The organism is Priestia sp. YIM B13486, from assembly GCF_042787865.1.
GTDB lineage: Bacteria > Bacillota > Bacilli > Bacillales > Bacillaceae_H > Priestia > Priestia megaterium.
Genome location: NZ_JBHZOZ010000016.1, coordinates 1 through 23,501, shown reverse-complemented (window position 1 = coordinate 23,501; position 23,501 = coordinate 1). Strand labels below are relative to the sequence as shown.

Here is a 23,501-nt window from a genome sequence, read left to right as displayed (position 1 = left end):
TTTAAATTCCTCCTTTGATAGCCATGCCTTTTTCTTTTTCTTCGATAAACTTTTCAAGGTTAATTGCACAACAACCTACTTCTACACCTGGCATCCTTGAAATATATACTAACGTCTGTCCATTACGACCACATTCACAAGATGTATCTTTTCTTAAATAGCCAACATCTTCTGTCAGAATGAAGCCTGGATACGAAATAGAAGTTGGATCATAAATAGCCATAATGCCCCTTTCTCCATATTCAACTTCTTCTAAGACATTGTGTGGGTTACGCATAGAAACGTGGACCCATGGTGGAATATGTTTTTCTTGTTTATGGCATTCTACTGCAAGCATATTAGCTTCTACTAATCCATACATATCCCTTACATTGTTTGATTGAACGCCTAAGTATTCATGACAAAGCTCATTAAATTCTGCTCGTGGAATTTCTTCACCAGTGAACCTTTTCCATCCTCCAAGCGTAATAATAAAGCTATTCTTTTCTAAATTAAGTTTAATATTGCGATCCATACAATATTTAATTAATCTATATACTAAAAATGGAGGGCCTACTATATGTCTAGTATGTTTTCCATCCCAACTTTGTAAGGCTTCTACAGCTTTTTCGGGGTTGAATGTTATTTTCTTTACTAAATTAACGCTACCATCTAATAAACCAGCAAAAACATTCAGTGCTTTTACCATTCCCATTTCAGGCATTTCTTCAGTTGGTGGGAAAAGGAATAATCCCATCCCTCTGGAGAACTTAAAGAACTCTCTATAGGTAGTTACAACACTATCAAATGCACTGTCCATCGTTAAACGATCACGACGAGATACACTAGGAATCCCACTTGTCCCTGTACTTCTCATTTCGAATTCAACTTCGTTTAATTTCGATGTCATAAGAAGGTGAGAATCGCATTGTTTAAATGTTTGAACTGGAATTAAAGGGATTTTCGCTAAATCATTAAAACCCTTTATATCCTGATGGCTAATGTTTTTCTTCTTACATAAATCACGATAAAATTCGTTGTTTTCATAATGATAGTTAAAGTTATCTGCGATAACGCTACCTTTATATTCATTTACTGTATCAAAAGGCATTTTATAAAGGTTATGAGCACTACCGACTAATGTATTTAATGGGGATAATCCTAGTTCTTTTAACTGAGTAGATAAGTTCATTTAATAGCCTCCTTAGTGTTCTGAGCTTGTATTTGTTTTACTAACAACACAACGTCCTCAATCGTTTTGCACCAGCCATAGTCCTCAGTTGGAATGCTAATATCTAACTTTTGCTCTAAATCTAAAACAAGTTCTAGGCGATCAGTTGAATCCAGTGATAAATCTCCGGACAAATTGCTATCTATTTTAATATCCGTTTCTTTTAAAGGTGAAAAAACTAAAATAGACTCTCTTATCATCGTAAAAATCTTATCGTTTTCCATAGTTAGGACCCCCACTAAAACTTTTCATATCAATTAAGTTATATGATTTGCCAAGAACTTGGCGTCTTCTCCAACCCCTAATAATAAGGCGGAACCTCTTCGGTATTGCCATGATAACCCTAGAAAGTAAAGACCCTTTTCTTTTGTTATGCCTCGGTCATGAATCACATTATTGTTTTTATCAATTATATTAAGGACTTCAATCCATTCGTAATCATTGTGGTAACCAGTGGCCCAGATGATATTCTCTGGTTGGACCTTCTCGCCATTTTGACAAATTAAACTCTTACCGTCTGCCTTTGAAACTTTTGAAACCTTGTTAACAGCTCCTCTACTTAGCAGTGGTTTTAACTCTTTTCCTATAATTGGATCATTTTTTTTCATAAACTGCCCCAATTTTGAATGGATAGTTGCTTTTGATACTCCAAGCACTTGGAACCACCAAAAAATACTCCTATTCAGTAAGGTATAGGGTAGGAATTTCATTTGTTTACCTACAGATAGATAAACTTCTCTGCTTTCGGCTAACTCCGTTGCAATCTGTACCCCTGAATTACCGGCACCCACTACTAAAGTCGTTCCTTCCTTTAATTGAGTTGGATTTTTATAATGAGCTGCATGAATCTGGAAAATGTCTTTTGAGACATCTTTCTCAATATTTGGTACAAAGGGTTTTTGAAAGGGACCAGTTGCAACTACTATATTTTTTGCTACATAATTTCCTTTACTGGTAACGAGGTGAAACTTCTTATTTTCTTTAAATAGATTAATAACTGATGTATTCAGTTGGACTGGAAGATCATAATAACGACTGTAGTTTTCTAAATAATCCGCAATCTCATCTTTGTTAGGGTAACCATGTGGTGGCCCTTCTACATTCATTCCCGGTAGAGCGCTATGAGATCTAGGTGTAAACAAGGTTAAAGAATCGTAACGATGACGCCAAGAGTCCCCAACTCTACTATTAGAGTCTATAATTAAAAATGAAAGAGATTTTTGTTTTAAATAATAGCCAATAGCTAGTCCTGCTTGCCCGGCACCGATTACAATTGTGTTATATGAATTTCCCATTTAACATCCCTCCTTCAACAATAGTAAGTACATTATGCATAGTAGGATGAGTTTATTAGGAAAAGAGGGAAAAGAACGAATTTAATTATGCCACACCTCTAAACCATTATTTAAATACGCGTTTTTACAAGCACTTCTTTGGATTTTCCCACTAGATGTTTTTGGTATACTGCTAGTCTTTAAAAGGTAAATAGTGTATGGCTGAACTTCATGTTCCTCCATTACTTGTTGACGGATGTTCCTTAAAACACTGTCTAAATAACCTTTTAATTCTCTTTCTTTGTGTGGTCTAGGCCTATATTTACGTTCAATTTCGGCAACTATAATCAACTTTTCTTCCCCATTAATATCAACAGAGAACGCAGCACTGGCTCCTGAAATAATAGCTTGATCTGCTTTTTCCACAGTTAATTCAATATCTTGTGGGTAATGGTTTTTCCCTCTTAATACAATGACATCTTTTAGTCTACCTGTTACAAAAAGCTGGCCTTCATGAAAAAATCCTAAATCCCCAGTTCTTAAAAAGCCATTTTCATTTGTGTCTTTTACTATATTATTAAACGCATAATTTGTTTCTTGTTTCCGTCCAAAATATCCTTTTGCTATACTGTCTCCTTTAACCCAAATTTCACCTATTTCATTTGATGCACACTTGGATAAGGAATCAGTATTAACAATTTCTACTTTTTGATTAAGCCAAGTCATACCACAACCAATTAATTTTACTGAATATTCAGAACTTACAGGTCGCTCTATAGCTTTATTTTCTAAAAGACTTTCTTTGCAAAAGCCTTTGGAGACAGGCTTTGTTAATTTTTCATTACCTGTTATAAATAAAGTTGCCTCAGCCATACCGTAGCACGGAAAAAATTGATTTAGTTTAAAACCACAATCTTTAAAAGCCTGGGCAAACTTTTGAATAGTTTCATACCGCACGGGTTCAGCCCCATTAAAAGCAACTTCCCAACTACTCAAATCAAGCTGCACCTTTTGTTCATCTGTAATCTTTTTTAGACATAAGTCATAAGCAAAATTGGGTCCACCACTAATAGTTGCTTTGTACTTTGAAATAGCACTTAGCCATCGAAAAGGTTTTTGTAAAAAATCCATTGGAGACATAAATACACATTTAGCCCCAAGATATAGTGGTTGTAGAATGTTACCTATTAACCCCATATCATGATACATTGGTAGCCATCCGAGCATGACTGTATCCTCGTTATGCTGACAAGCTGCTTTGATCATGGCTTCATTGTGCAAAATATTACCATGAGTGACCATCACTCCTTTAGGAGAAGATGTAGATCCTGAAGTATATTGTAAAAAAGCTAAAGATTCTTTATCTACCTTTGGTTGTGACCACTGATCCCGATAATCATAAGATATATCGTCAATCGGAATCCACTTTAGATTCATATTTGATAGTTCATCTGAGAAATGAAAACTTATTTTTGAATGCAGTTGAGTAGTTGTCAAGATGATATTAGTAGCTGAATCATCCATAATTGCTTTTAAACGTTCCATATTTCGACTTAACCCGGGAGGGTACACAGGTACGGGTATTACATTCGCATAGATACATCCTAGAAAGGCTTTAACATAGTCTATCCCCGATGGATACATTAAAAGAGCTCGTTGTCCTTCTAAACCTAAATGTTGTAGGTAAGCAGCGATTTGCTTAGCATACATATGAAGTTCTTGATAGGTAATATTAGTTTCATCTTGGTTATCATTAGATAAAAATGTGTAGACTACTTTTTCAGGATGTATCATCACTTTATGTGATAACAAGTCTATCATTGAAGAATAATTACTTTTTGGAATAGTAGGATTGTCTATCAACTTTTCCATGCGGTCTACACCTCTTTTTAGTGTTCTAAAATCACAAAATCAAAAATTCTACTCTCTTTCAAAGGCATTGATGGCGTTTACGCTATGACTAATTGCAGCACCAGCTTTAAGTGCAGCTGCTACAGTCACTGCTTCTAAAATCTCATCCATAGTTCCACCTAGTTTTTTATACTTAGCTACATGAGCTTCAATGCAATATGGACATCCTGTTGTATGAGCCACGGCAATAGCAATCAACTCTTTTGTTTTAGGAGGAATCGTACCCGTATTAAAGACTTCATGTTCAAACTGCATAAATTTTGCTGCAACCTTTGGCGATCTTTCCTTTAATTCACCTAATCTATTTAAATATGATTTTTTATATAAAGTATCGTCTGACATCCTTTATTTCTCCCCTCATTGTTCAAATATAAGTAACTATCATGAAGAATAAAACAAACTACTTTAAAATAATAAAAACTTATTTAATCGTCGGACGATTTTCCCACCCCTTTTTCACAATGGTAAAATTTAACTAAGTCGAAATAGAAGAAAATTAACCTATAATTACCTCTATTTGTAAAAAAATCAGCTACAAATGGATTCTACAAACAATATTTTGGGTTGTCAATTACTTTATTTGAAATTTAAGAATAATTTAATAACTATTTTACAAGACTTTTAGGAGGTAAACTAAAGGCTATTCATTCACTAAGATAAGTACATTATTATGCTTAAAATTATATTAATAAAATCAAAGCAAGACTTATTTCAGGAGGTATTTTTGGGAAGTTTTAAAAAAATAAGTGGACTATAAGATATAAGAAAGTTTAGATGTTTTTTTAGGGCAGATGAATCTTTATTTAAAAGTGAGAAATTCACTATGTATAATATGTCTCTATAACACTCAAATGCTTTTTTGAATGTTAAAACATATGACAACGCTACCATTTTCACCAAAAAAGAATGTTACAAAAAAAAATTCAAAAAATGAAATTTACATTTGGAAATGAAGTTAAAAGATGAGAATGATAGTGTGAGGGATTATATCTATCTGCATTCAAGATCTCTTCTAGAAGTTATCCTAGATATAATCCCATTTTTTATAAAAGCCTAGGTGATGCTAATGTTTTTAAAATTGCTTATTGAAGTAAGTTTGGAACTCTTTACAAGTTAAATTTTATCTTATGCTTCAATTTCAAAACCTGAAGACTGTAATGGACCAATTGTAATTAAGCTAACTAACTGCACTGCCATATGTTTAGGAGAGTAGACTAAATCATTATTAACCCACCATTCTACAGTACCAATCAATGCTGAAGAAATGAAATGTATTAATAATTCTGGAGGAGTTGAAAATTTTTGTTCTTGTAAATTTATTGTGGCGAATTCTTTTCTGAATTTCTCTAGAATAACCCCTTGCATTTTGCCATTAAATCCATGTACCCCTTTTTCACTTAACATAATTTGATAAAAAGTAGCATGGTGGAAAATATTTGTGAATATAGCTTCAATCATTGATTGAAACTCTGATATTTTCACCCTTTTCTTTTGAATGTATATACAAGGGTTAATAATATCTGTTAGTTCCTCAAAAACTTCGTCAATTAATTTATCCACCAAATCTTGCTTATCTACATAGTGAAGATAAAAGGTAGCCCTGTTAATTAATGCATTGTCTGCAATATCCCTAATGGTAATAGATTCATAGCCTTTCTCTTGAATTAAATCAATAAACGATTCTTTAATCATTTTTCGTGTTCGAATAACACGCAAATCTGTTTTCTTTAACATTTTTTCATCACCTGTCTATGATTTCATTTTTAATTAACACTTAGGACTCATGTGTTGTATATATAACAAATAGCGCAATATTGATTATTGAGTATGTGAGAATAAGGAATATAATTACATTGTATATAACAGGGCGTTTCTTATGCAACGCTCTGTCGATGAAAACAAGATGTTCAGGAGGGAGATTACGTGTGCGTATTTAAGAGTTTTTTTTCACAAAAAAGATTTTGGGGGAGCTTACTAGGAATTATCATTGTCGTTATGATTTTCAGTATTGCTTTCATAGGATCAATTGTTAATCCCACTCCGAAGGACTTGCCTGTTGCATTGGTGGTAAATGATAAAGGTGCTGAACTGCCTAATAAGACAAAACTAAATGCTGGTGAGGAATATAGAGAAGCGTTACTAGATAATAAAGATATTCCCTTTAAGTGGTCAGTGATTGACACAAGAGAAGACGCTATCAGTGCAATGAATGAAAAGAAATACTATGCGACTATTGTCATTCCAGAGAGCATGTCTCAACAAATTATGTCACTTCAATCCCCTTCACCACAAAAGCCAGAGATAGAGGTAATTATTAATCAAGGAATGCATTACACGGCTGCTAATACAACAAAACAGGTTATCGATCAATCGCTTTCTAAAATAAATGGTCAAATTCAGGATACAGTTTTTACCCAGTTAGAAGCTAAAAAAGCTACTATTACTCCTTCGCAAGCAAAACTTTTGAGCAGCCCTTTACTTGTGAAGAATGAAACCATTAACGAAGTTGGAGATCACACAGCCAATGGGAATGCTCCTGTTTTATTTACACAGATAATATGGATCGCGGTCATTATTAGTTCTGTTATTCATTTTGTTATTATGAAGAAGGTTACAAATGGCCGTATAAGTACCCGATCTGTTTTAGCTCAATTAGTTGCAGGACTACTATTTGCAACAGCCATTGCTTCTACAGTCCTTTTATTTACTGATAATGTATTAAACGTTAATATATCTGACTTCCAGGCAACATTCTTATTTTTACTTTTTACTGCATTTATGTTTTATTTACTTCAAAACGCTATTTTAAATTGGTTAGGATTAGTAGGGGTTCCACTATTTATCTTACTTTTTCTCTTCTCAATTCCGGTATTAAATTTACCTCCAGAGTTTCTACCTACAGTAACTCAAGATTGGTTTTATTCATGGGTTCCCTTTAAATATAGCGTAGAAGGTCTACGTAACATCTTCTACTTTGCAGGGCATGCTATCGAAAGCTATTTATTTGTTCTAGGAATGATAGGTGTGGCTTCATTTATAATCATGTCACTTTCTATACTCAAAACAACAAGTAAAGAAAAACCAAGGGTGGCTGTAGAAAAGTAATTTTTATTTATTAATAAAAAAAGACCTTGAGAAGAGCAAGATATATAACTTACTCCTCTCAAGGTCCTATTTGTTTTAATTAATCTTTTGATATCTTTAATTACATGTGAGCTATAAGCCTATACTTGATCTTAAACTTCAGGAGTTGGTGTTGGTTTTTTATAACCACTTTTATATAAGTCTACATATGAAACCTTAGCATATTAATGTGTGAATATAATACAGTAGTAAGTCGCATTGCAACGTAAGAGCCGACCCAAATATTTTGAAAGGAATGTAGCTCCTAGAAGGTGAAAATGAAAGAATGGTCATTCAATCTGTTTTTTCATATCAATTAATTGTTGTAATAAAATCTTTTCTCCTTCTGAGCTTAGCACGATATTACCTAGATACACTTTATTTTTATCACTTACCTTACCAGTGATAGCACAGGGTTTACTTTCACCACATTTTTCGATAATTATTGTTTCATTTTCTATAAACATTTCCACATAACTCTCACTGCCTTTTATCCCTAAGGTTCGTCGTAGTTCACTAGGGAATGTGACACGTCCAAATTTGCCTAGACCCTTAATCAGCCCTATTTTCTTCATTTTCTCACTCCTAATTTAAATTATCTTTCAATTTAATAATGGTTATTAATTAATTGTATTTTGGTGAAAAATTATCTCCATAAGAGAATTTTTTGCTGGAGTAATTCCCATCTCGAAAATGTATTATATTACCTTATTATCTTTTTCTTTTAATAAAAGTAATATATGAATTTAAACTAATAACAAAGATTTATTAAGCCTCATTTTATGATACAAACTACAGAATTAAACAAAAATCTACATAAAAAACCAATAATATCCATTAAATTATTTATATGTAAAAAATATTTAAATCCATATATGATAACATTAAATGTTTCTATATCTAAATAATGGAGAATAAGCACTTCTTTCTTATCGAATCATTCACAAAAAATAATTTAGAAAATTTTTAATTTTTGTCGTTTTCTGTATGATTATATAGTTCCTAGTATAAATTAAAGATACGATGTCGCTGGAGAAAAATGAAAGCGTTTAATACTAGTTTATCTTTTCTTAGTTCCACTTCAATGGAGTGAAGATATTTATAAACTAACTACAGAAAAAAAGTTGCTCTCATTGTATCCTTATTAATGACTTAAAGGAGTATCACTATCTCTTCGAATTACGCTGATGTATCCACTCCTTTTGAAGCTAAGCAGACTACAATATCTACTATAATCCTTCCCTTATAAAGAAAGGGATTTTGGAGGATGTAATAGTCTTTCTATAATTACTACAACTTATATGAGAGAGGTTAAAAAATGAATCATTTACATCGCAGGATGGGAACTTTTTCTTTAACAATGGTTGGACTAGGTTCAATCATTGGTTCAGGTTGGTTATTCGGGGCATGGAGAGCAGCTCAAATTGCTGGACCTGCTGCTATTATTTCCTGGATTATCGGTATGATTGTTATTTTATTTATTGGACTTTCTTACAGTGAGCTTGGATCTATGTTTCCAGAAGCAGGAGGTATGGTTAAATATACACAATATTCTCATGGATCATTTCTTGGATTTATTGCTGCTTGGGCAAACTGGATTGCTATTGTATCTGTTATCCCAGTTGAAGCTGTTGCATCTGTACAATACATGAGTTCTTGGCCCTGGGAATGGGCAAAGTGGACAAGTAGTTTAGTGAAAAATGGCACGCTTACTTTACCTGGATTAGGCATTGCTTCTGCTTTATTACTTATTTATTTCTTACTAAATTATTGGACAGTAAGTCTCTTTTCCAAAGCAAATTCACTCATCACAATCTTTAAGATAGTGATTCCTGGCTTAACAATTGGATCACTTCTATTTGCCGGTTTTCATAGTGGAAATTTTACGTCTGGAGAAGGCATCGCGCCAAATGGTTGGGCAAGCGTACTGACGGCGGTAGCAACGTCCGGTATTGTATTTGCATTTAATGGTTTTCAAAGCCCTATTAATATGGCTGGAGAAGCAAAGAATCCTGGGCGTTCTATTCCATTAGCTGTAGTAGGATCGATTCTAATTGCTACCGTTATTTATATCTTATTACAGGTGGCATTTATTGGGGCAGTTTCTCCTTCTATGGTTGTTCATGGATGGAGTCACCTTAATTTCAACTCTCCATTTGCTGATTTGGCTATTGCTTTAGGTATTAACTGGCTTGTGATTGTATTGTACGCTGATGCATTTGTTTCTCCTTCTGGAACGGGAATCACCTATACGGCTACTACATCTCGTATGATATACGGTATGGAAAAGAATAAATATTTACCTGGTGTTTTAGGGAAATTGCATCCTATTTATGGTGTGCCACGTCAAGCAATGTTTTTCAATTTAGCAGTATCATTCATTTTTTTATTTCTCTTTAGAGGTTGGGGTGTATTAGCTGAAATTATTTCAGTTGCGACATTAATCTCTTATATTACAGGGCCTGTTACAGCTATGACGTTAAGAAGAACGGGGAAAGAATTCTATAGACCATTACGTCTAAAAGGATTAAGTATTATTGCACCACTGGGTTTTATATTTGCGTCATTAACTCTGTACTGGGCGAGATGGCCACTTACAGGACAGGTGTTATTCATTATTATAATGGGTCTTCCTATATACTTTTATTATCAAGCAAAGTTGAAATGGAAGGGATTTCAAAAGAACTTCCTAGCAGGACTTTGGATGGTTACTTACTTATTATGTATGATAGTTATTTCATATTTAGGAAGTGAAAAATTTGGTGGAATAAATGTTATTCCATACGGTTGGGACATGCTGATCATTACATGTTTGTCTCTTGTTTTTTATGTTTGGGCTGTAAAGAGTGGATTTAAGACAGAATACCTCAAGGAAGCCACCAAAGTAAATGAAGAAATGAGATTAAGGGAGAGAACAATAGAATCTCAATTAGATAAAGAAAAAGTTGTATAAAAATTGATTTCTAGTACCAGTATTTTATAAGTATGTGGAGATAGTTGTTATGGTAAAAAATAAGGTAGGAAAGTTAAAGATCTTTACGGTAGACTATTCTATATTAAAAAACAATAAAATAATCAATAATTCTATAGTCATCCAATCCATCAATAATCCAGATGAAATTGTAAGGTTAGCTAAACTAGATATATCTACAAAAGAAAGAGTGTTCATTCAAAATGTAAAGATTTTAAGATTTAAGTCCATCCTATCTCATGGGCATAATTTAGAATAGGAAAACTCGTAAAAAAAGGAATTTACTTATAATAGCAAGAGCTTATTTTAACGATGTTATTGAGATATTTTACTTGTTTTATTAGATGCCTAGGGCATCTTTTTCTCTTTTCTCATATGTTCGAGAGCTATAGGGAAAGTCGAATTCCTATTTATCGTAATGCCACGAGAAGCCAAAACAGAAAAAGGCCGAAAAGTTCTCTAAAAAACCCTGTACATTCTTTCGGCCTCTTGTTTCATTTATATAAAAATAGTGAAAGTTGTTATTTTATGGAGGTTTTATATGTCGGATAAAGTGCCATTTTCATTTATAGTAGTTATTGGTTTAATGTTATTTGCTCTATTCTTCGGGGCAGGAAATTTAATTTTCCCACCAATGCTTGGTCAATCAGCAGGAATAAATATTTGGTCAGCTAATGCCGGATTTTTAGTAACCGGAGTTGGGTTACCGTTACTTGGTGTGTTAGCATTTGGTTTTTCAGGGAAAGATGATGTACAGTCACTAGCAAGTCGCGTACACCCTGTGTTTGCTCTTATATTTACAACCGTACTTTATTTAGCGATTGGTCCTTTATTTTCCATACCAAGAGCAGGAACCGTTTCTTTTGAGATAGGCGTCAAACCTTTTTTGGCGGAAGATCTAGACCATATACCTTTATTTATTTTCACCATCATCTTTTTTAGCATCACATGCTTTTTCTCACTAAACCCTGTTAAAACTATCAATATTATCGGAAAATTCCTAACACCTATTAAGTTAACATTTATTGGAATTCTTGTAGCGGTGGCTTTTATTAATCCGATTGGGGATTTTCAGGCACCTACGAAGAACTATAAAATTCACTCATTTTTCAAGGGATTTCAGGAAGGTTATTTAACGATGGATGCTCTTGCAGCTTTTGTTTTTGGAATTATTATTATTAATGCTATTAAAGAAAAAGGCGCAAAAACAAAAAAACACATTATGACTATTTGTGCAAAGGCAACAGGAATTGCTGCGATTATCCTAATAACCATTTATACGGCTCTTTCTTACATGGGTGCTTCAAGTGTAGAAAAACTTGGACACTTAGATAACGGAGGTACTGTTTTGGTAAAAGTCTCGAATTATTATTTTGGAGCTTACGGTGGAATACTATTAGGATTAATGATTACGGTAGCTTGTTTAACAACTAGTGTAGGACTTGTTGCTTCTTGTTCTTCATTCTTTCATAAACTATTTCCAAAGGTACCTTATAAAATACTTGCTATTAGTCTATGTGGTTTTAGTGCAATCGTTGCTAACATCGGGTTAACACAGTTAATTGCTATTTCTATACCTCTATTAACAGCTATTTATCCATTAGCTATTGTATTGATATTCTTAACTTTTTTTCATCCTTTATTTAAAGGAAAAACTGAAGTTTATCAAGGGAGCTTACTTTTGACATTTATTATTAGTCTATTTGATGGATTAAATACGGGTGGTATTCACATTTCATCTATTAATAGTTTCTTTATTAGAGTTCTCCCTATGTACAAAGTAGGATTAGGTTGGATTGTTCCAGCTATTATTGGAGGATTAATAGGTTTTAGCATAGTACAAGGAAAAACCCTTCTTAATTACAGGTCATCTAGACTGAATAAATAATAAATATTCTGATGCAAAGGTTACATCTATTTGAAAATAGGAGAAACTCATCAAAAAGGAAGCTTTGTTCTTATTGAGAAAAGCTCCCTTTTTGACGATTTTCTTCTGTCTTGAATAGGGTTCATTTTGTCTTAAAGCAAATCTCAGCATCTAGTTTATTAGATAACTTTTTAAATCCTCAAATGAGTGCTTATATTTGAACATTTTATAAAGACTGTGATATGTTCTACATATACATACTATATATGCAATAAGAAATGAGGTATTTACATATAAAAAAAGCTGAATTAATCGATGCAGTTGCAACAAAATCAGAACTAACGAAACAGGATTCCAAAAAGGCTGTAGATGCGTTGTTTGAAACGATTTCTAATACGCTTGCCAAAGAAGAAAAAATTCAATTAGTTGGATTTGGTACATTTGAAGTACGTGAACGAGCAGAGCGTACAGGCCGTAATCCTCAAACAGGTGAAGAAATGACAATTCCGACCTCAAAGGCTCCGGCTTTTAAACCGGGAAAAGAATTAAAAGAAGCCGTTAAATAAGTATATGATAAATATTTTTTAGAAAGCCTAAAGGTTATTCCTTTGAGCTTTCTTTCATTTTTGAGATTAAAACAAGCAAAATTAAACTTGGAGGTTTACTTTTTTGATCCTGATGTTCCATAATCTTTAATCGTTAATTTTACATCATAGTTAATGGGAACTTCACTAATTGTTTGATCCCAATTGTCTTTGACTCTTATCCATACCCTAGGATGCTTAATTCTCAATTGATTTCCGAAACCCGCAACATCAACCTCATATTCTTTTTGCATTTTTTTTTTTACGTTCCTTATCAAATGCTTTACTTCTTTTTCTGAAGTTTTTTGTGCCTTCTGTAAAAATTGATTTTTTAAAGGATTTCCTGAGACCACCCAATTCTCAGATAGCCTTCCCTCTGATTTAATGTGTACATCGAAGGAGATGTTATTTCCTTTCACATGGGGTTTTATATGACTTTTCATAGACTCTATTTCATACACGATCAGCTGACCGGTCTTTTTATCAAAGCTTTTCACTAGACCTCCTTTCCCTTTTCCTGTGATCCAAGTCAGACCATCTAGTTCTTCCTCATTCAAAAAACCAATCATTTTGTTTGTTTTTCCTTTAATTATACCTGCACCTTCAAATTTGATTTCTCCATTTGCTGACAATACATTTTGCAATAAAAAACTAGACCCTGATTGGATTTTACTCTCTAATTTAATAAGAGACATAGGAGGTAAAATTCTCGTTGTTCGATAGGTATTGTCTATCATTCCAGCCAGACGTAAAGCTGGGATTTCTCCTCCTGTTTTCGATTCGAGTGTGTCGCTGGCTTTCCCTTTACTAATAAGTACAAGACAACTTGGTCTAAAATCATTGTCACGAAGATTTTGATCCACTAATTGTTCCAAACTATATGATCGCGCAAGGGCCTCACCAATAACCATCACTTTCATATGGGGACTGGTTAAAGGAGCATCACTTCTTAAGGATAATTCACGAACTATTTGAAAAGCAGAATCTCCTGTTTCAGACACATTCATGTAAGATTTTTGCTGAGGTCCTCCTTGTTTAGTTGTTGAACTTGCTACTTGTGGGGTGATCAGTTGGTAGGTTGACGTAATCAGATTCTTTTTTGGATATCCCTCTGCTTGTTCATCAAATTCTTTTTCAACCATAGACTCCTTATCTTTATCATATGCCACCCCTACCCCAAAACTTTGCTCTTCAATTTCATGACTACTCCAGCAGCCTGTCAGAGGAAAGAGCAAAAGGACAAGGAGCGAAACTGAGAGAAAGCGTATATTGTTTCGACTTAAATTCATTATTTTCCTCCCCTCCATTTTGCGACAATAAGAAGAGGCAATGGAAGTAAGCCAAATAAAAATAATGCAAGAGTACCCACCATATCCCCCAGCTTAAATACGTCATTAATATTTTTGGGAGTCATAGAAATTAAATAAATAATTGGAATTACACCATATATAAATGGATGGATGCTCTTTTTGAAAAGTTGAGCCAGCCCCAGAGCAGCAGCATAATGAGCCATAGTAAAGATAGTAAACATTTGCATCATCCATACCACCAGTAACAAGGAATCAAACCGTTCAAAGATTAAACCGGTTAATTCAAAACTTCGTATCAAATCAAGTGTTGGCCATGTTCTCGTAACTACTCCATCAACTGATAACGCCCCCAAGACCATTACAACGGTTATCATATAAAAAATTAAGGCCATAAAAATTCCACTTAAAGTAGCTTTTACTGCTTTACTCGGCTCTTTCATAAACGCCACAAGTAGTAGCATAATTTCTGGTCCAGTATATGCCAGACTCGTTGTCTTTATCCCTTTGAGAATAGGGATAATTCCCTCCCCAAGAACCGGGCGTAAATTATCCAGTTCAAATATTTTAAAGCTCATAAAGGTAACCATCAAAAAAATGACAACCGTAATAGGTAATATAATTTCAAATAGACGAGTAATCGGATTGATTCCTCCCACGATTAAATAGAGTCCCACCCACATAAATGGCATGACAATAGCCCAGGTAGGAGTCCCTTCTAACAATAAATACTTTGTTACTTCTGTTAATGAACGAATTTGAAATCCAGAAGTTGTTAGAAAATAGCCGACAATAAGTAAACTAAGTAAACTGCCGACCCATTTTCCTACAATTTCTTGACTGTATTGATAAACGGTTTTTTCAGGAAACTGTAGACTTAGCTTTACCATGATTATCCCTGCCATCATCGCGATTAGCCCACCTAAAATAACCGTTAGCCATACATCTGGTGTGTGTACCTTCTCAACAGATGTTCTGGGTAGGGTGAGAATTCCCGTGCCAAGGGTAAAATTGATGACAATAACAGCTGTTTGAGGAGTTGTTATTGTGTCTTTTGGACTAAGAATCATTTTTCCTCTTCCTTTCATGAGAGGTTATCCTTTACGTAAAGGATCTTTGGTATGCATCATCTTTGGACGTCGTTTCATCATCATAAGAGGCATACGGACCATCAAGTCTTTCCATTCACTTAAACGATAAGGAACAGCTGGACTCATATAAGGTACACCAAAACTTTTTAGTTTTACTAAATGGCTCATCATGAAAAGGAAAAATAAAACCACGCCATATAATCCAAGGATGGCGGCACAAAGCATGGCTGCGAAGCGAAGAATACGTAATGTAATCCCTACACTATATTGCGGAATAGAAAACGATGAAATGGCAGTTAACGCCACTACGATTACCAAAATGGGGCTAACGATCCCTGCCTGCACTGCAGCTTCTCCAATGATTAACCCTCCGACAATTCCCATTGCTGGACCAATTGGCTTTGGTAATCGGAGTCCGGCTTCCCTCAAGATTTCAATAGCTACTTCCATGAATAAGGCTTCTATAAGGGCTGGAAATGGCACTCCAGACTTTGTTCCTATAATGGAAATAGCTAACTTAGTGGGAATCATTCCTGGGTGAAACGAAATAAACGCAATATACACAGCCGGTGTAAAAAGAGCAAGAACCACTGCGATATAACGAAGAAAACGAATGAATGTACCAGGAATCCACCTTTCATAATAATCTTCCGGGGACTGTAACATCATGCTAAATGTAACCGGAGCAATCAAAGCAAAAGGCGTCCCATCTAATAAAATGGCAACCCGACCTTCCATCAAGGCAGCCATTACGCGATCAGGACGCTCGGTATTCTGTACCTGTGGAAAGGGGCTAAGGTAATTGTCTTCAATGAGTTGTTCGACATAACCTGACTCGGGCACATTATCAAGATCAATTTTCTTAATTCGCTTTTCTACTTCTTCAACTAATTCTGGATCAACGATCTCGTTTATATAAGCAACAACTAGGTCTTTTTTGGAACGCTTTCCTACCTGAAATTTTACGAGCGACAAATTCTCAATGTCCCCGTTTCCTCTTAAAAGAGATGTATTATCACTTAAAGATTCAGTGAAGCCTACCCGTGGACCTCTCACTAATGCTTCTGATACGGGCTCTTCAATCGTTCTTGTTTTTAATTTAGTTGTACCAAGAATGAATGCATGTGATAATCCGTCAATTAAAAGTGCAGTAGAGCCTGTTAAAACTTTTGATGTTACTTCTTTAATAGAATGGACCTCTTCTACATTACTGATTGATAACACTTGGTTTTTGATAAATTGATTTGAAAGACAAGGCTGTTCCTGTTGGTATTCTGCTGAAAAATCGACCATCAATGATGTCATAATATGTTTATCAATGAGATCTTTATCTGATAGTCCCTCCACAAAAATAATACATGCCTGGATACCGGTACGTCCTATAATAAAATCCCGAAAATGAACGTCCCAGTTATGACTAATTTCTTTTCTAATTACTTCTAGATTTATAGTGAGATCGTCAGTAAACTGATTAATTGAATCTCGAGACGCAGATTTCTGTTTGCTTTCATTTTCGTCAGTGGATTCCCCTGTTTTTCTCATTTTCGATTTCCATCTTTTCATTTTCATCGCTCTTCCTCTGAGTTACGAATCTCACTAAATAATTTGTAGATTAAATACGGGATGACAAACACCATAAACGCTTGTACAAAAACTGGCCATTCTGGAAGGTAGGAAACAATTGATTTCCACATACTAATCACCCTACTTGTGTCAATATCAAAGCAATTCTAGTAATAAATAGCCGTAAAATATCGTTATTCATTCTATAGAAAATTCTTTTATTTACCAAGTAGTATTATTCGCTTTTTTATTTCTTATACAACGGAAATTTAATCTGATCTGCATATTGATTTACAAATAACATGGAGCTACATGGATGCAATTACTATGGAATAATTGAAAATGCCTATCCAGGTAAATTCAGGCCATGGGAATTTCAACACTTTCCAAATGGATACTGGAAAGGAGAAGAAGGAATCATTAGAGCAATTTAAGCAGTTCAATATGTCATTGAAGTTGATGCTGGAATCACCCTTCATAAAATCCCTTCTACTATTAATCATCATTTCTTTAAGAACTATCGTTTAGGAGGTATTTTTGCTCAATCCCCATTCAATGTTATCAATAATGTTTACCCCGGCATATAAAATTACTGGAAATTCAATCATGTAGTTATAAATTTTGGGAAAGATCCCGTATACATGGAAGAGGTAATAGAATGGTTTCTCTTTCAATAACTTGGTTTTTCCTCCTATGCTGAGCATTTATAAAAATTAAAGTAAAGCATTTCTTTGAATATCAATTAACCGGTTTATATTAAAGAGCATTTAACTCCCGGTTAGAGAAAATTAAACAGTGGCTCTCAATAGGGGGCGAGAAAGAGGAAAGAACTAGACAGCAATTAGAAACAGCATATGATCACTCTAACTAAAGATGTTACTTTAACAAGTCGAATACACTATAAGTGGCCTCTAATGTAAAAAGATTGAAGTAGTCAAATAATCCATTTACCATTATGAAGAAAAAATTCTAAAAAACAGATGCTCAAAAGGTCGTCTGTTCTTCAAAAATGACAGGTGCGTTAAAACTAAAAGGTAAACCTATTGCGCTATTTTATAAAATCACTATAAATTAATTTTTTACATACCGGCAAAAAAGACACTCTCTATGAGTGTCTTCTAAATATAAATTTATTGGTTCAGAGGCGAAATCCTATATAAATGAAAAATTATATATTTAATTTTAGATAAATCTTCATGGAATCCTCCGAACAGCTTACGTATTAATTCCACCTACAATTCAAAAAATCTTTGATAGAATATTGACGCTATCTCATGAAGCTAGCATTTCAAATGGAACAAAATTTCTAGATTTCTAAGAAATTTTTTTAGTATCAGAACTATTACCTTTAATATACCAAATAAATTTCCCTGTATAGCCATAAATAATAGCAAGTGCGATGGAAACAAAGCTTAACCACATGAATGGAACGTAGGAGAAGGTAGAGATACCTAAAATTCCCGCCATGAAAATTCCATTATCTGACCAGGGAATCATACCAGATGTTAATGTCCCACCAACTTCAGAGTTGCGAGCCAGTACTCTTCGGTCAATGTGTAATTTATCATAGCTTTCTGCCATAATTTTAGGGGTTAAAATTAATGAAACGTACATAGCACAACCAAATACATTTGCTAAAAAACAACGATTAAAGTAGATAAGGTCACGTTCCCTGCTGATGTTAGGCGGTGTTGAAACTTAGAAACAATTACTTTTAATACTCCTAAATGCTCCAACAATCCTCCAAATCCTAACCCAAAAATAATTACGACCACTGACCCCAGCATTCCTTCGATTCCTCCCCGGTTTAGGAGAGTATCTATGAAGTCGATCCCAGTATTAATTGAGAAACCTTCATAAGCAGTACCAAGAGCATCGGCAATATTCATGCCTTGGAACACAAAAGCCCAAATCACTCCAAGAAAGGCCCCCATAACAATCGTAGGCATAGAGGGTTTTTTTAATGCAAGCATAAGAATTACAAATACGGCAGGTATCAGCATCCAAACATGAATATCAAAGGTTTTAAGTAATGAAGTCTTAAGAAATTCTACTTTTTCTAAGTCTGTATTTTTACCTCCATACATAAAACCTGTGACAGTAAAAAGAATAGCCGTGATAACGTATGCAGGAATATCTAAATATAACATGGCACGTACGTGTGCAATTACATCCACTTTCGACATTGATGCTGCAAGCACCGTACTGTCAGATAGTGGAGATAACTTATCTCCAAAATATGCACCAGAAAGAACAGCACCAGCTACAAGTGGAAGAGGAATACCAAGTCCCTCTCCGATTGCTATCATAGCAATTCCAGCAGTTCCAACAGTTCCCCATGATGTGCCTGTAGCTAAAGAGGTAAGTGAGCAAATAACGAGTGTGGCTAATAAAAAAATACTTGGATGGATAAACTCTAACCCATAGTAAATAAGTGTTGGTACAACTCCTCCTGCAATCCAAGTCCCAATAAGAGCACCGACCGAAACGAGAATCAATATAGCTTCAAGACCATTCGAGATGCCACTGGTAATAGCTCCTTGTAATTCTTGGTATCGGTGTCCCAAACGTAATCCAAGTAAAATGACAAGGAACCATGAAATAAACAACGCTAGCTGTATAGGTAAGTCAAAAATTACAGTAAAAGAAAAGACAATGCCTAAAAATAATCCCAATGTGCAAATGATCTCTAACATAGATGGTAATCGTACGTTTTTCATAGTAGTTCCCCCTCAAATAAAGCGTTTTCATAATTTTGCTATAAAAAATATACTTATTTTTTTGGCTTTCTTGGCATCCAGTTTTTTGTCTAACATGCATACTAATTTAGAAACGCTCACTTCTCTTGTTCATGCTTCTCGAATGTGTAATGATAACCTGATGTATTTTTTCTTCCTTCCTCCCTCCCTGCATATAGAGACATGCCTTATCCTTTGTTCAAACATGAAGTAGCAATGGCTGTAGACATTTGTGTATTTTTGAAAATACTTAATTGTTTCCCATGTTTATTCTTTAAAATAAAATGATACCGTTTTCAAAAGATGTTATTTAAAATCTCTCTACATATATTTCCTAGACATTTAAAGAATACAGTCTCTATTTCAAGATGTAACTTCATTATAGTGAATCTCCTTTTTTTGTATAGAGGAAATATATTGAATAAAATCAAAGAAAAATAGAAAATTATATTTCTAGGTTTTTTGTGTTCCTTTCGCGTACTTAAGTTACATTATATTTATAACACGAGGATAAATCAAGTAATTTATTATTCATTTCGCGTACAATCTATTTGATTTTGATGTAGAGTTAATTTATACAAATGGGAGATCTGCCGGGAAAATTGTTCAACAAATAATTGATAATATTGATTAGGATATGTGGAGTTAGTATAGTTTCATGGACACGGTTTAATTAAGTCTTTGCAATGACTTTTGAGAGAATGTGTCCCAAATGAAACATTTTTGCTACTGAGGCTTTAAATTCAACTTAACTATATTTGTCTTTCATGATACATTAGTCAACGGATTAAATTTTCATGCGAAATAAATTTAAATTTGATACTTGCAAAACCTCACCATTTCCAATTACGATATATCTCGTATAATACAAAATTCAAAATATTCACCGAGAAAACAAAAGCGCTTGGACTAAGAGTCCCAAGCGCTTTTGTTTATATAACATCCAAAAAAGAAAAATGGATGGAACATATGTTACTATACTCATTATTTATTTATTGAATTTGTTTTAACTTTTATTTTAGATATGTAAGATCCTATACCTAAAGCTATACCAGCCCCTAAACAACTAAAGATACATCCCACTAACAGATAAACAGATGGAGCTGATTCACCAATTGCTACTGATGCAATTCCTGCTATAGCAGGGAAAAGCGCTACCATATAACCACTTTTAGCACCACCAATTTGTTCGACCAGTTTCAAGTAAAATAACCATGCACCAAACGAAGCAATAAGAGTTAGATAAAGTAACCCAGACCAATAGGAAATAGAATGAGGAAAGCTAATTACTTGTCCTTTAGAGAGTGCAAATGTACCTAATAATATTCCTCCAACTGTAAAACCTATAGCATTTGCATATAAAGGATTTACTTTATTCTTAGCGTTTCTAGCTGATGTAGCGTCTCCAATAGCCGTTATTATAGTACCTAATAAAGCAATTAATATTCCTTTTAAATCTGAGAAACTATGAATATCTCCCATACTTGGGTACAGTAAAATACAAACTCCTAGAACACCTAGTATCCCTCCCAATAAAATGCGAGGATGAAAAGATTCTTTTAAAAATACTCGTAGTGCAATTGGGGTTAAAATGACTTTTAAAGAAAAGATTAATGTTACCATGGCAGCTGAGCTTAAGATTGTTGCATAATAAAGGCAAAGATAACTTAACATAAAGTTACAGATACCAAATATAACAATAAAGGGTATATCGTTTCTTTTTGGTTTGTCTTTAGGTCGTAGACATGCGCTTAAAATTATGAATAAGACAGCTGTAATTAAAAGCCTGTACGTTAAAGAAAGCTCCAGACTAATAGGGGTACCTTGAATTTTTACAGCAATAAAATTTAGCCCCCAAGCGAATAAGCAAAAGATGTACATAAAGTTAGTCATATGCTGAACTCCTTTTCAATAAAAAAAGATTATAGAATAAACTTCTTAAATAGTAACACAAATAAAAAGAAATAATATCTATAAAAGGCAATATATATAAATTTGGTTTTTTCCTGTATTTTATGATTAAGTCGTTCAAAATAAGAATATATAATTATTTAATTCACCAACACTAAAAAACAGACATTATAAATCTCTTAATTATTTTCTATTTTTTAAAGCCTTTCTACCTATATCTCATCAGAAAATAAATAACGTTATATTATATATAATATTTAAGTGATATTTATCTGTTAAAACAGATAATAAAAAGCTTTAAAAAGGTTCTCTTTTATAATTTATTAGAATTTTCAATATTATATTAATATTTAAATCAAAGTTGACAATAATGCCCAATTGTTATTATAGTGAATATATTCAAAAAATAACCAAGGGATTTATTGTATTTTTTGATAAAGAAATTTTTCACAGTTCTGCAGGGGGATTATATGATATGTACGAAATGATTGTAAAAAACAAGTTAGAGGATCTAAAAAAAAGTGGTCAATATCGTGAGTTTGTAACGATTAATAGAATAAGTGGTCAATATCCTTTAGCAAATTTAGACGGTACCCAAGACGGAAAACCTGTCGTTGTTTGGTGTAGTAATGATTATTTAGGAATGTCACAACATCCAAAAGTAACAGAAGCAATGCACAATGCTATTGAAATGTATGGTGCTGGATCTGGAGGATCAAGAAATATTGGAGGAACTCATTATCAATACACTCAGTTAGAAGAATCTTTAGCTGAATGGCATGGTAAAGAAGCAGCTCTAGTTTTCCCTACTGGATAAGGTTCAAATGATGCAACAATCCAATGTTTATTAAGAATACTTCCAAATTGTATAATCTTTTCAGATGAAAAAAACCATGCATCAATCATTAATGGTATTCGTAGTACTTCAGCTGATAAGGATATTTTTAGACATAATGATGTTGTTCATTTAGAAGAATTACTTGCTGCACAACCTATTGATAGACCTAAAATTATTGTTTTTGAATCTGTATATTCTATGGATGGAGATATTTCACCAATTAAGGAGATTGTAGCACTTGCCAAGAAGTATAATGCGCTTACTTTCTTGGATGAAGTTCATGCTATTGGAATGTACGGACCTCGAGGCTCAGGTATTGCTGCACAGTTAGGAATCGCTGATCAAGTTGATTTTATACAAGGAACAATGGCTAAAGCAATTGGTATCATTGGCGGCTATATAACTGCTTCAGCCTCACTAATAGATGCTGTAAGATCTTTTGCATCTGGTTTTATCTTTACAACTTCATTACCTCCAGCAGTCGTAGCTGCTTGTCATACAAGCATAGAACATTTAAAAAACTCTGAAGTAGAGAGAACAGCTTTACAAAATAAAACTAATATTTTAAGAGAACGCTTAAACAAGGCGGGTATTCCTATCATGGATTCCAGTGAAACACATATTCTACCTGTTCTAATAGGTGATGCATCAAAGTGTAAAGAAGCAGCTCAAAGATTATTAAAAATTCATGGTGTATATTTACAACCCATCAATTCACCAACAGTAGCAGTAGGGACGGAACGCTTTAGAGTGAATGTTACTCCTAATCATTCTGAAGAACAACTACAGCATCTTACGGAAGCTTTAGTAGAAGTTTTTAATCACTTTGATATTCCTTTTGCTAGCACTAAAGAGTTAGCATACGTTTAATAATTAGAAAAGCATAAAAAAACCTTTCAAAACATGGATGAGGTGGCATAGAGATGGAGAATCCTATCGCCTGGCACAGCCCGTTGGGCAAACATATACCCCTCGAAAAGGGGCTCATTCTCAAGATACTCCATCAAAGTTAGAAGCTGAAAATCGATATTTAAAACAACAGATTGAAGTCTTAAAAAAGTACAAAGAGTTGAAAAGGGAGTGGTACCAGAAGTTGTATTGAACTTAGTAGAA

Annotated in this window: 19 protein-coding genes and 2 pseudogenes; 7 read left to right on the top strand and 14 right to left on the bottom strand. The window is 33.9% G+C overall.

The window, feature by feature from the left end:
- Position 1 precedes the first annotated feature (1 nt).
- The 6 genes from ACFX4G_RS25455 to ACFX4G_RS25430 all read right to left on the bottom strand — a co-directional run bounded on the left by ACFX4G_RS25455 (position 2) and on the right by ACFX4G_RS25430 (position 6,129).
- Positions 2–1,171: a LuxE/PaaK family acyltransferase gene (locus tag ACFX4G_RS25455; protein WP_322552704.1), complete on the bottom strand. Its 1,170-nt coding sequence runs from the start codon at positions 1,169–1,171 to the stop codon at positions 2–4.
- Positions 1,168–1,434, bottom strand: coding sequence for an acyl carrier protein (locus ACFX4G_RS25450; RefSeq protein ID WP_274862770.1), 267 nt, complete (start codon positions 1,432–1,434; stop codon positions 1,168–1,170). Before ACFX4G_RS25450 ends, ACFX4G_RS25455 begins: the two co-directional genes overlap by 4 nt.
- A gap of 33 nt (positions 1,435–1,467) precedes the next feature.
- Entirely contained in the window at positions 1,468–2,505 is a 1,038-nt protein-coding gene (locus ACFX4G_RS25445) for a flavin-containing monooxygenase (protein WP_377577755.1), read from the bottom strand.
- Between the two features lie 81 nt (positions 2,506–2,586).
- The gene (locus ACFX4G_RS25440) at positions 2,587–4,356 is read right to left on the bottom strand and encodes a fatty acyl-AMP ligase (RefSeq protein ID WP_377570515.1); all 1,770 of its coding nucleotides are present in this window, start codon (positions 4,354–4,356) and stop codon (positions 2,587–2,589) included.
- Positions 4,357–4,404: 48 nt separating this feature from the next.
- Entirely contained in the window at positions 4,405–4,737 is a 333-nt protein-coding gene (locus tag ACFX4G_RS25435) for a carboxymuconolactone decarboxylase family protein (RefSeq protein WP_043980830.1), read from the bottom strand.
- Positions 4,738–5,520: 783 nt separating this feature from the next.
- Positions 5,521–6,129 carry a TetR/AcrR family transcriptional regulator gene (locus tag ACFX4G_RS25430; protein WP_043980832.1) on the bottom strand — a complete coding sequence of 203 codons (609 nt, stop codon included), beginning with the start codon at positions 6,127–6,129 and terminating at the stop codon, positions 5,521–5,523.
- A 189-nt stretch (positions 6,130–6,318) separates the two neighbouring features.
- Between ACFX4G_RS25430 and ACFX4G_RS25425 the strand changes: the two genes are divergently transcribed.
- Entirely contained in the window at positions 6,319–7,500 is a 1,182-nt protein-coding gene (locus tag ACFX4G_RS25425) for a YhgE/Pip domain-containing protein (protein ID WP_043980834.1), read from the top strand.
- A gap of 308 nt (positions 7,501–7,808) precedes the next feature.
- Here ACFX4G_RS25425 and ACFX4G_RS25420 read toward each other — a convergent pair whose 3' ends face one another.
- On the bottom strand, positions 7,809–8,093 hold the full coding sequence (locus ACFX4G_RS25420) for an AbrB/MazE/SpoVT family DNA-binding domain-containing protein (protein WP_043980836.1): 285 nt from the start codon (positions 8,091–8,093) through the stop codon (positions 7,809–7,811).
- A 743-nt stretch (positions 8,094–8,836) separates the two neighbouring features.
- Here ACFX4G_RS25420 and ACFX4G_RS25415 point away from each other — a divergent pair.
- The 4 genes from ACFX4G_RS25415 (at position 8,837) to ACFX4G_RS25400 (ending at position 12,922) form a co-directional block, all read left to right on the top strand.
- Entirely contained in the window at positions 8,837–10,471 is a 1,635-nt protein-coding gene (locus ACFX4G_RS25415) for a glutamate/serine transporter AimA (protein WP_043980838.1), read from the top strand.
- 49 nt (positions 10,472–10,520) lie between these two features.
- Positions 10,521–10,748 (top strand): hypothetical protein, encoded by a 228-nt coding sequence (locus tag ACFX4G_RS25410; RefSeq protein WP_043980840.1) that lies wholly within the window; start codon positions 10,521–10,523, stop codon positions 10,746–10,748.
- A gap of 282 nt (positions 10,749–11,030) precedes the next feature.
- The gene (gene brnQ, locus ACFX4G_RS25405) at positions 11,031–12,377 is read left to right on the top strand and encodes a branched-chain amino acid transport system II carrier protein (protein ID WP_043980842.1); all 1,347 of its coding nucleotides are present in this window, start codon (positions 11,031–11,033) and stop codon (positions 12,375–12,377) included.
- A 272-nt stretch (positions 12,378–12,649) separates the two neighbouring features.
- A complete protein-coding gene (locus tag ACFX4G_RS25400; RefSeq protein ID WP_377577878.1) occupies positions 12,650–12,922 on the top strand; it encodes an HU family DNA-binding protein in 273 nt (90 codons plus the stop codon).
- Between the two features lie 95 nt (positions 12,923–13,017).
- On the opposite strand, the gene ACFX4G_RS25395 is transcribed toward ACFX4G_RS25400, so the two are convergent.
- From ACFX4G_RS25395 to ACFX4G_RS25380, 4 genes are read right to left on the bottom strand one after another with little or no spacing between them, the layout of a single operon-like run.
- On the bottom strand, positions 13,018–14,229 hold the full coding sequence (locus ACFX4G_RS25395) for a Ger(x)C family spore germination protein (RefSeq protein WP_377577751.1): 1,212 nt from the start codon (positions 14,227–14,229) through the stop codon (positions 13,018–13,020).
- Complete coding sequence (locus tag ACFX4G_RS25390; RefSeq protein ID WP_377577875.1) at positions 14,229–15,317, bottom strand: spore germination protein; 1,089 nt, start codon at positions 15,315–15,317, stop codon at positions 14,229–14,231. The genes ACFX4G_RS25395 and ACFX4G_RS25390 overlap by 1 nt, the downstream gene beginning before the upstream one ends.
- A gap of 24 nt (positions 15,318–15,341) precedes the next feature.
- Positions 15,342–16,907 carry a spore germination protein gene (locus ACFX4G_RS25385; RefSeq protein WP_377577748.1) on the bottom strand — a complete coding sequence of 522 codons (1,566 nt, stop codon included), beginning with the start codon at positions 16,905–16,907 and terminating at the stop codon, positions 15,342–15,344.
- Positions 16,904–17,032: a hypothetical protein gene (locus ACFX4G_RS25380; RefSeq protein WP_277813726.1), complete on the bottom strand. Its 129-nt coding sequence runs from the start codon at positions 17,030–17,032 to the stop codon at positions 16,904–16,906. Before ACFX4G_RS25380 ends, ACFX4G_RS25385 begins: the two co-directional genes overlap by 4 nt.
- Positions 17,033–17,350: 318 nt before the next feature.
- Between ACFX4G_RS25380 and ACFX4G_RS28210 the strand changes: the two genes are divergently transcribed.
- On the top strand, positions 17,351–17,488 hold the full coding sequence (locus ACFX4G_RS28210; RefSeq protein WP_479692218.1) for a hypothetical protein: 138 nt from the start codon (positions 17,351–17,353) through the stop codon (positions 17,486–17,488).
- A 727-nt stretch (positions 17,489–18,215) separates the two neighbouring features.
- Here ACFX4G_RS28210 and nhaC read toward each other — a convergent pair.
- Together nhaC and ACFX4G_RS25370 are read right to left on the bottom strand one after the other, a co-directional pair.
- Positions 18,216–19,621 (bottom strand): annotated as a pseudogene (gene nhaC, locus ACFX4G_RS25375) (Na+/H+ antiporter NhaC).
- Between the two features lie 1,002 nt (positions 19,622–20,623).
- Entirely contained in the window at positions 20,624–21,532 is a 909-nt protein-coding gene (locus ACFX4G_RS25370; RefSeq protein WP_043980854.1) for a DMT family transporter, read from the bottom strand.
- A gap of 493 nt (positions 21,533–22,025) precedes the next feature.
- On the opposite strand from ACFX4G_RS25370, the pseudogene hemA reads away from it, so the two are divergent.
- A pseudogene (gene hemA, locus ACFX4G_RS25365) lies at positions 22,026–23,258 on the top strand (5-aminolevulinate synthase).
- Between the two features lie 26 nt (positions 23,259–23,284).
- Here hemA and ACFX4G_RS25360 read toward each other — a convergent pair.
- On the bottom strand, positions 23,285–23,501 hold a 217-nt coding region (locus ACFX4G_RS25360; RefSeq protein ID WP_377577745.1), incomplete at its 5' end, for a hypothetical protein.

What these genes read in the sequence shown, in the direction of transcription:
- ACFX4G_RS25370 (WP_043980854.1), bottom strand. Translation starts at nt 21,532, where the DNA reads ATGACTAACTTTATGTACATCTTTTGCTTATTCGCTTGGGGGCTAAAT.
- ACFX4G_RS25380 (WP_277813726.1), bottom strand. Translation starts at nt 17,032, where the DNA reads ATGTGGAAATCAATTGTTTCCTACCTTCCAGAATGGCCAGTTTTTGTA.
- ACFX4G_RS25415 (WP_043980838.1), top strand. Translation starts at nt 8,837, where the DNA reads ATGAATCATTTACATCGCAGGATGGGAACTTTTTCTTTAACAATGGTT.
- ACFX4G_RS25385 (WP_377577748.1), bottom strand. Translation starts at nt 16,907, where the DNA reads ATGAAAATGAAAAGATGGAAATCGAAAATGAGAAAAACAGGGGAATCC.
- ACFX4G_RS25455 (WP_322552704.1), bottom strand. Translation starts at nt 1,171, where the DNA reads ATGAACTTATCTACTCAGTTAAAAGAACTAGGATTATCCCCATTAAAT.
- ACFX4G_RS25430 (WP_043980832.1), bottom strand. Translation starts at nt 6,129, where the DNA reads ATGTTAAAGAAAACAGATTTGCGTGTTATTCGAACACGAAAAATGATT.
- ACFX4G_RS25390 (WP_377577875.1), bottom strand. Translation starts at nt 15,317, where the DNA reads ATGATTCTTAGTCCAAAAGACACAATAACAACTCCTCAAACAGCTGTT.
- ACFX4G_RS25450 (WP_274862770.1), bottom strand. Translation starts at nt 1,434, where the DNA reads ATGGAAAACGATAAGATTTTTACGATGATAAGAGAGTCTATTTTAGTT.
- ACFX4G_RS25420 (WP_043980836.1), bottom strand. Translation starts at nt 8,093, where the DNA reads ATGAAGAAAATAGGGCTGATTAAGGGTCTAGGCAAATTTGGACGTGTC.
- ACFX4G_RS25435 (WP_043980830.1), bottom strand. Translation starts at nt 4,737, where the DNA reads ATGTCAGACGATACTTTATATAAAAAATCATATTTAAATAGATTAGGT.
- ACFX4G_RS25395 (WP_377577751.1), bottom strand. Translation starts at nt 14,229, where the DNA reads ATGAATTTAAGTCGAAACAATATACGCTTTCTCTCAGTTTCGCTCCTT.
- ACFX4G_RS25445 (WP_377577755.1), bottom strand. Translation starts at nt 2,505, where the DNA reads ATGGGAAATTCATATAACACAATTGTAATCGGTGCCGGGCAAGCAGGA.
- ACFX4G_RS25410 (WP_043980840.1), top strand. Translation starts at nt 10,521, where the DNA reads ATGGTAAAAAATAAGGTAGGAAAGTTAAAGATCTTTACGGTAGACTAT.
- brnQ (WP_043980842.1), top strand. Translation starts at nt 11,031, where the DNA reads ATGTCGGATAAAGTGCCATTTTCATTTATAGTAGTTATTGGTTTAATG.
- ACFX4G_RS25440 (WP_377570515.1), bottom strand. Translation starts at nt 4,356, where the DNA reads ATGGAAAAGTTGATAGACAATCCTACTATTCCAAAAAGTAATTATTCT.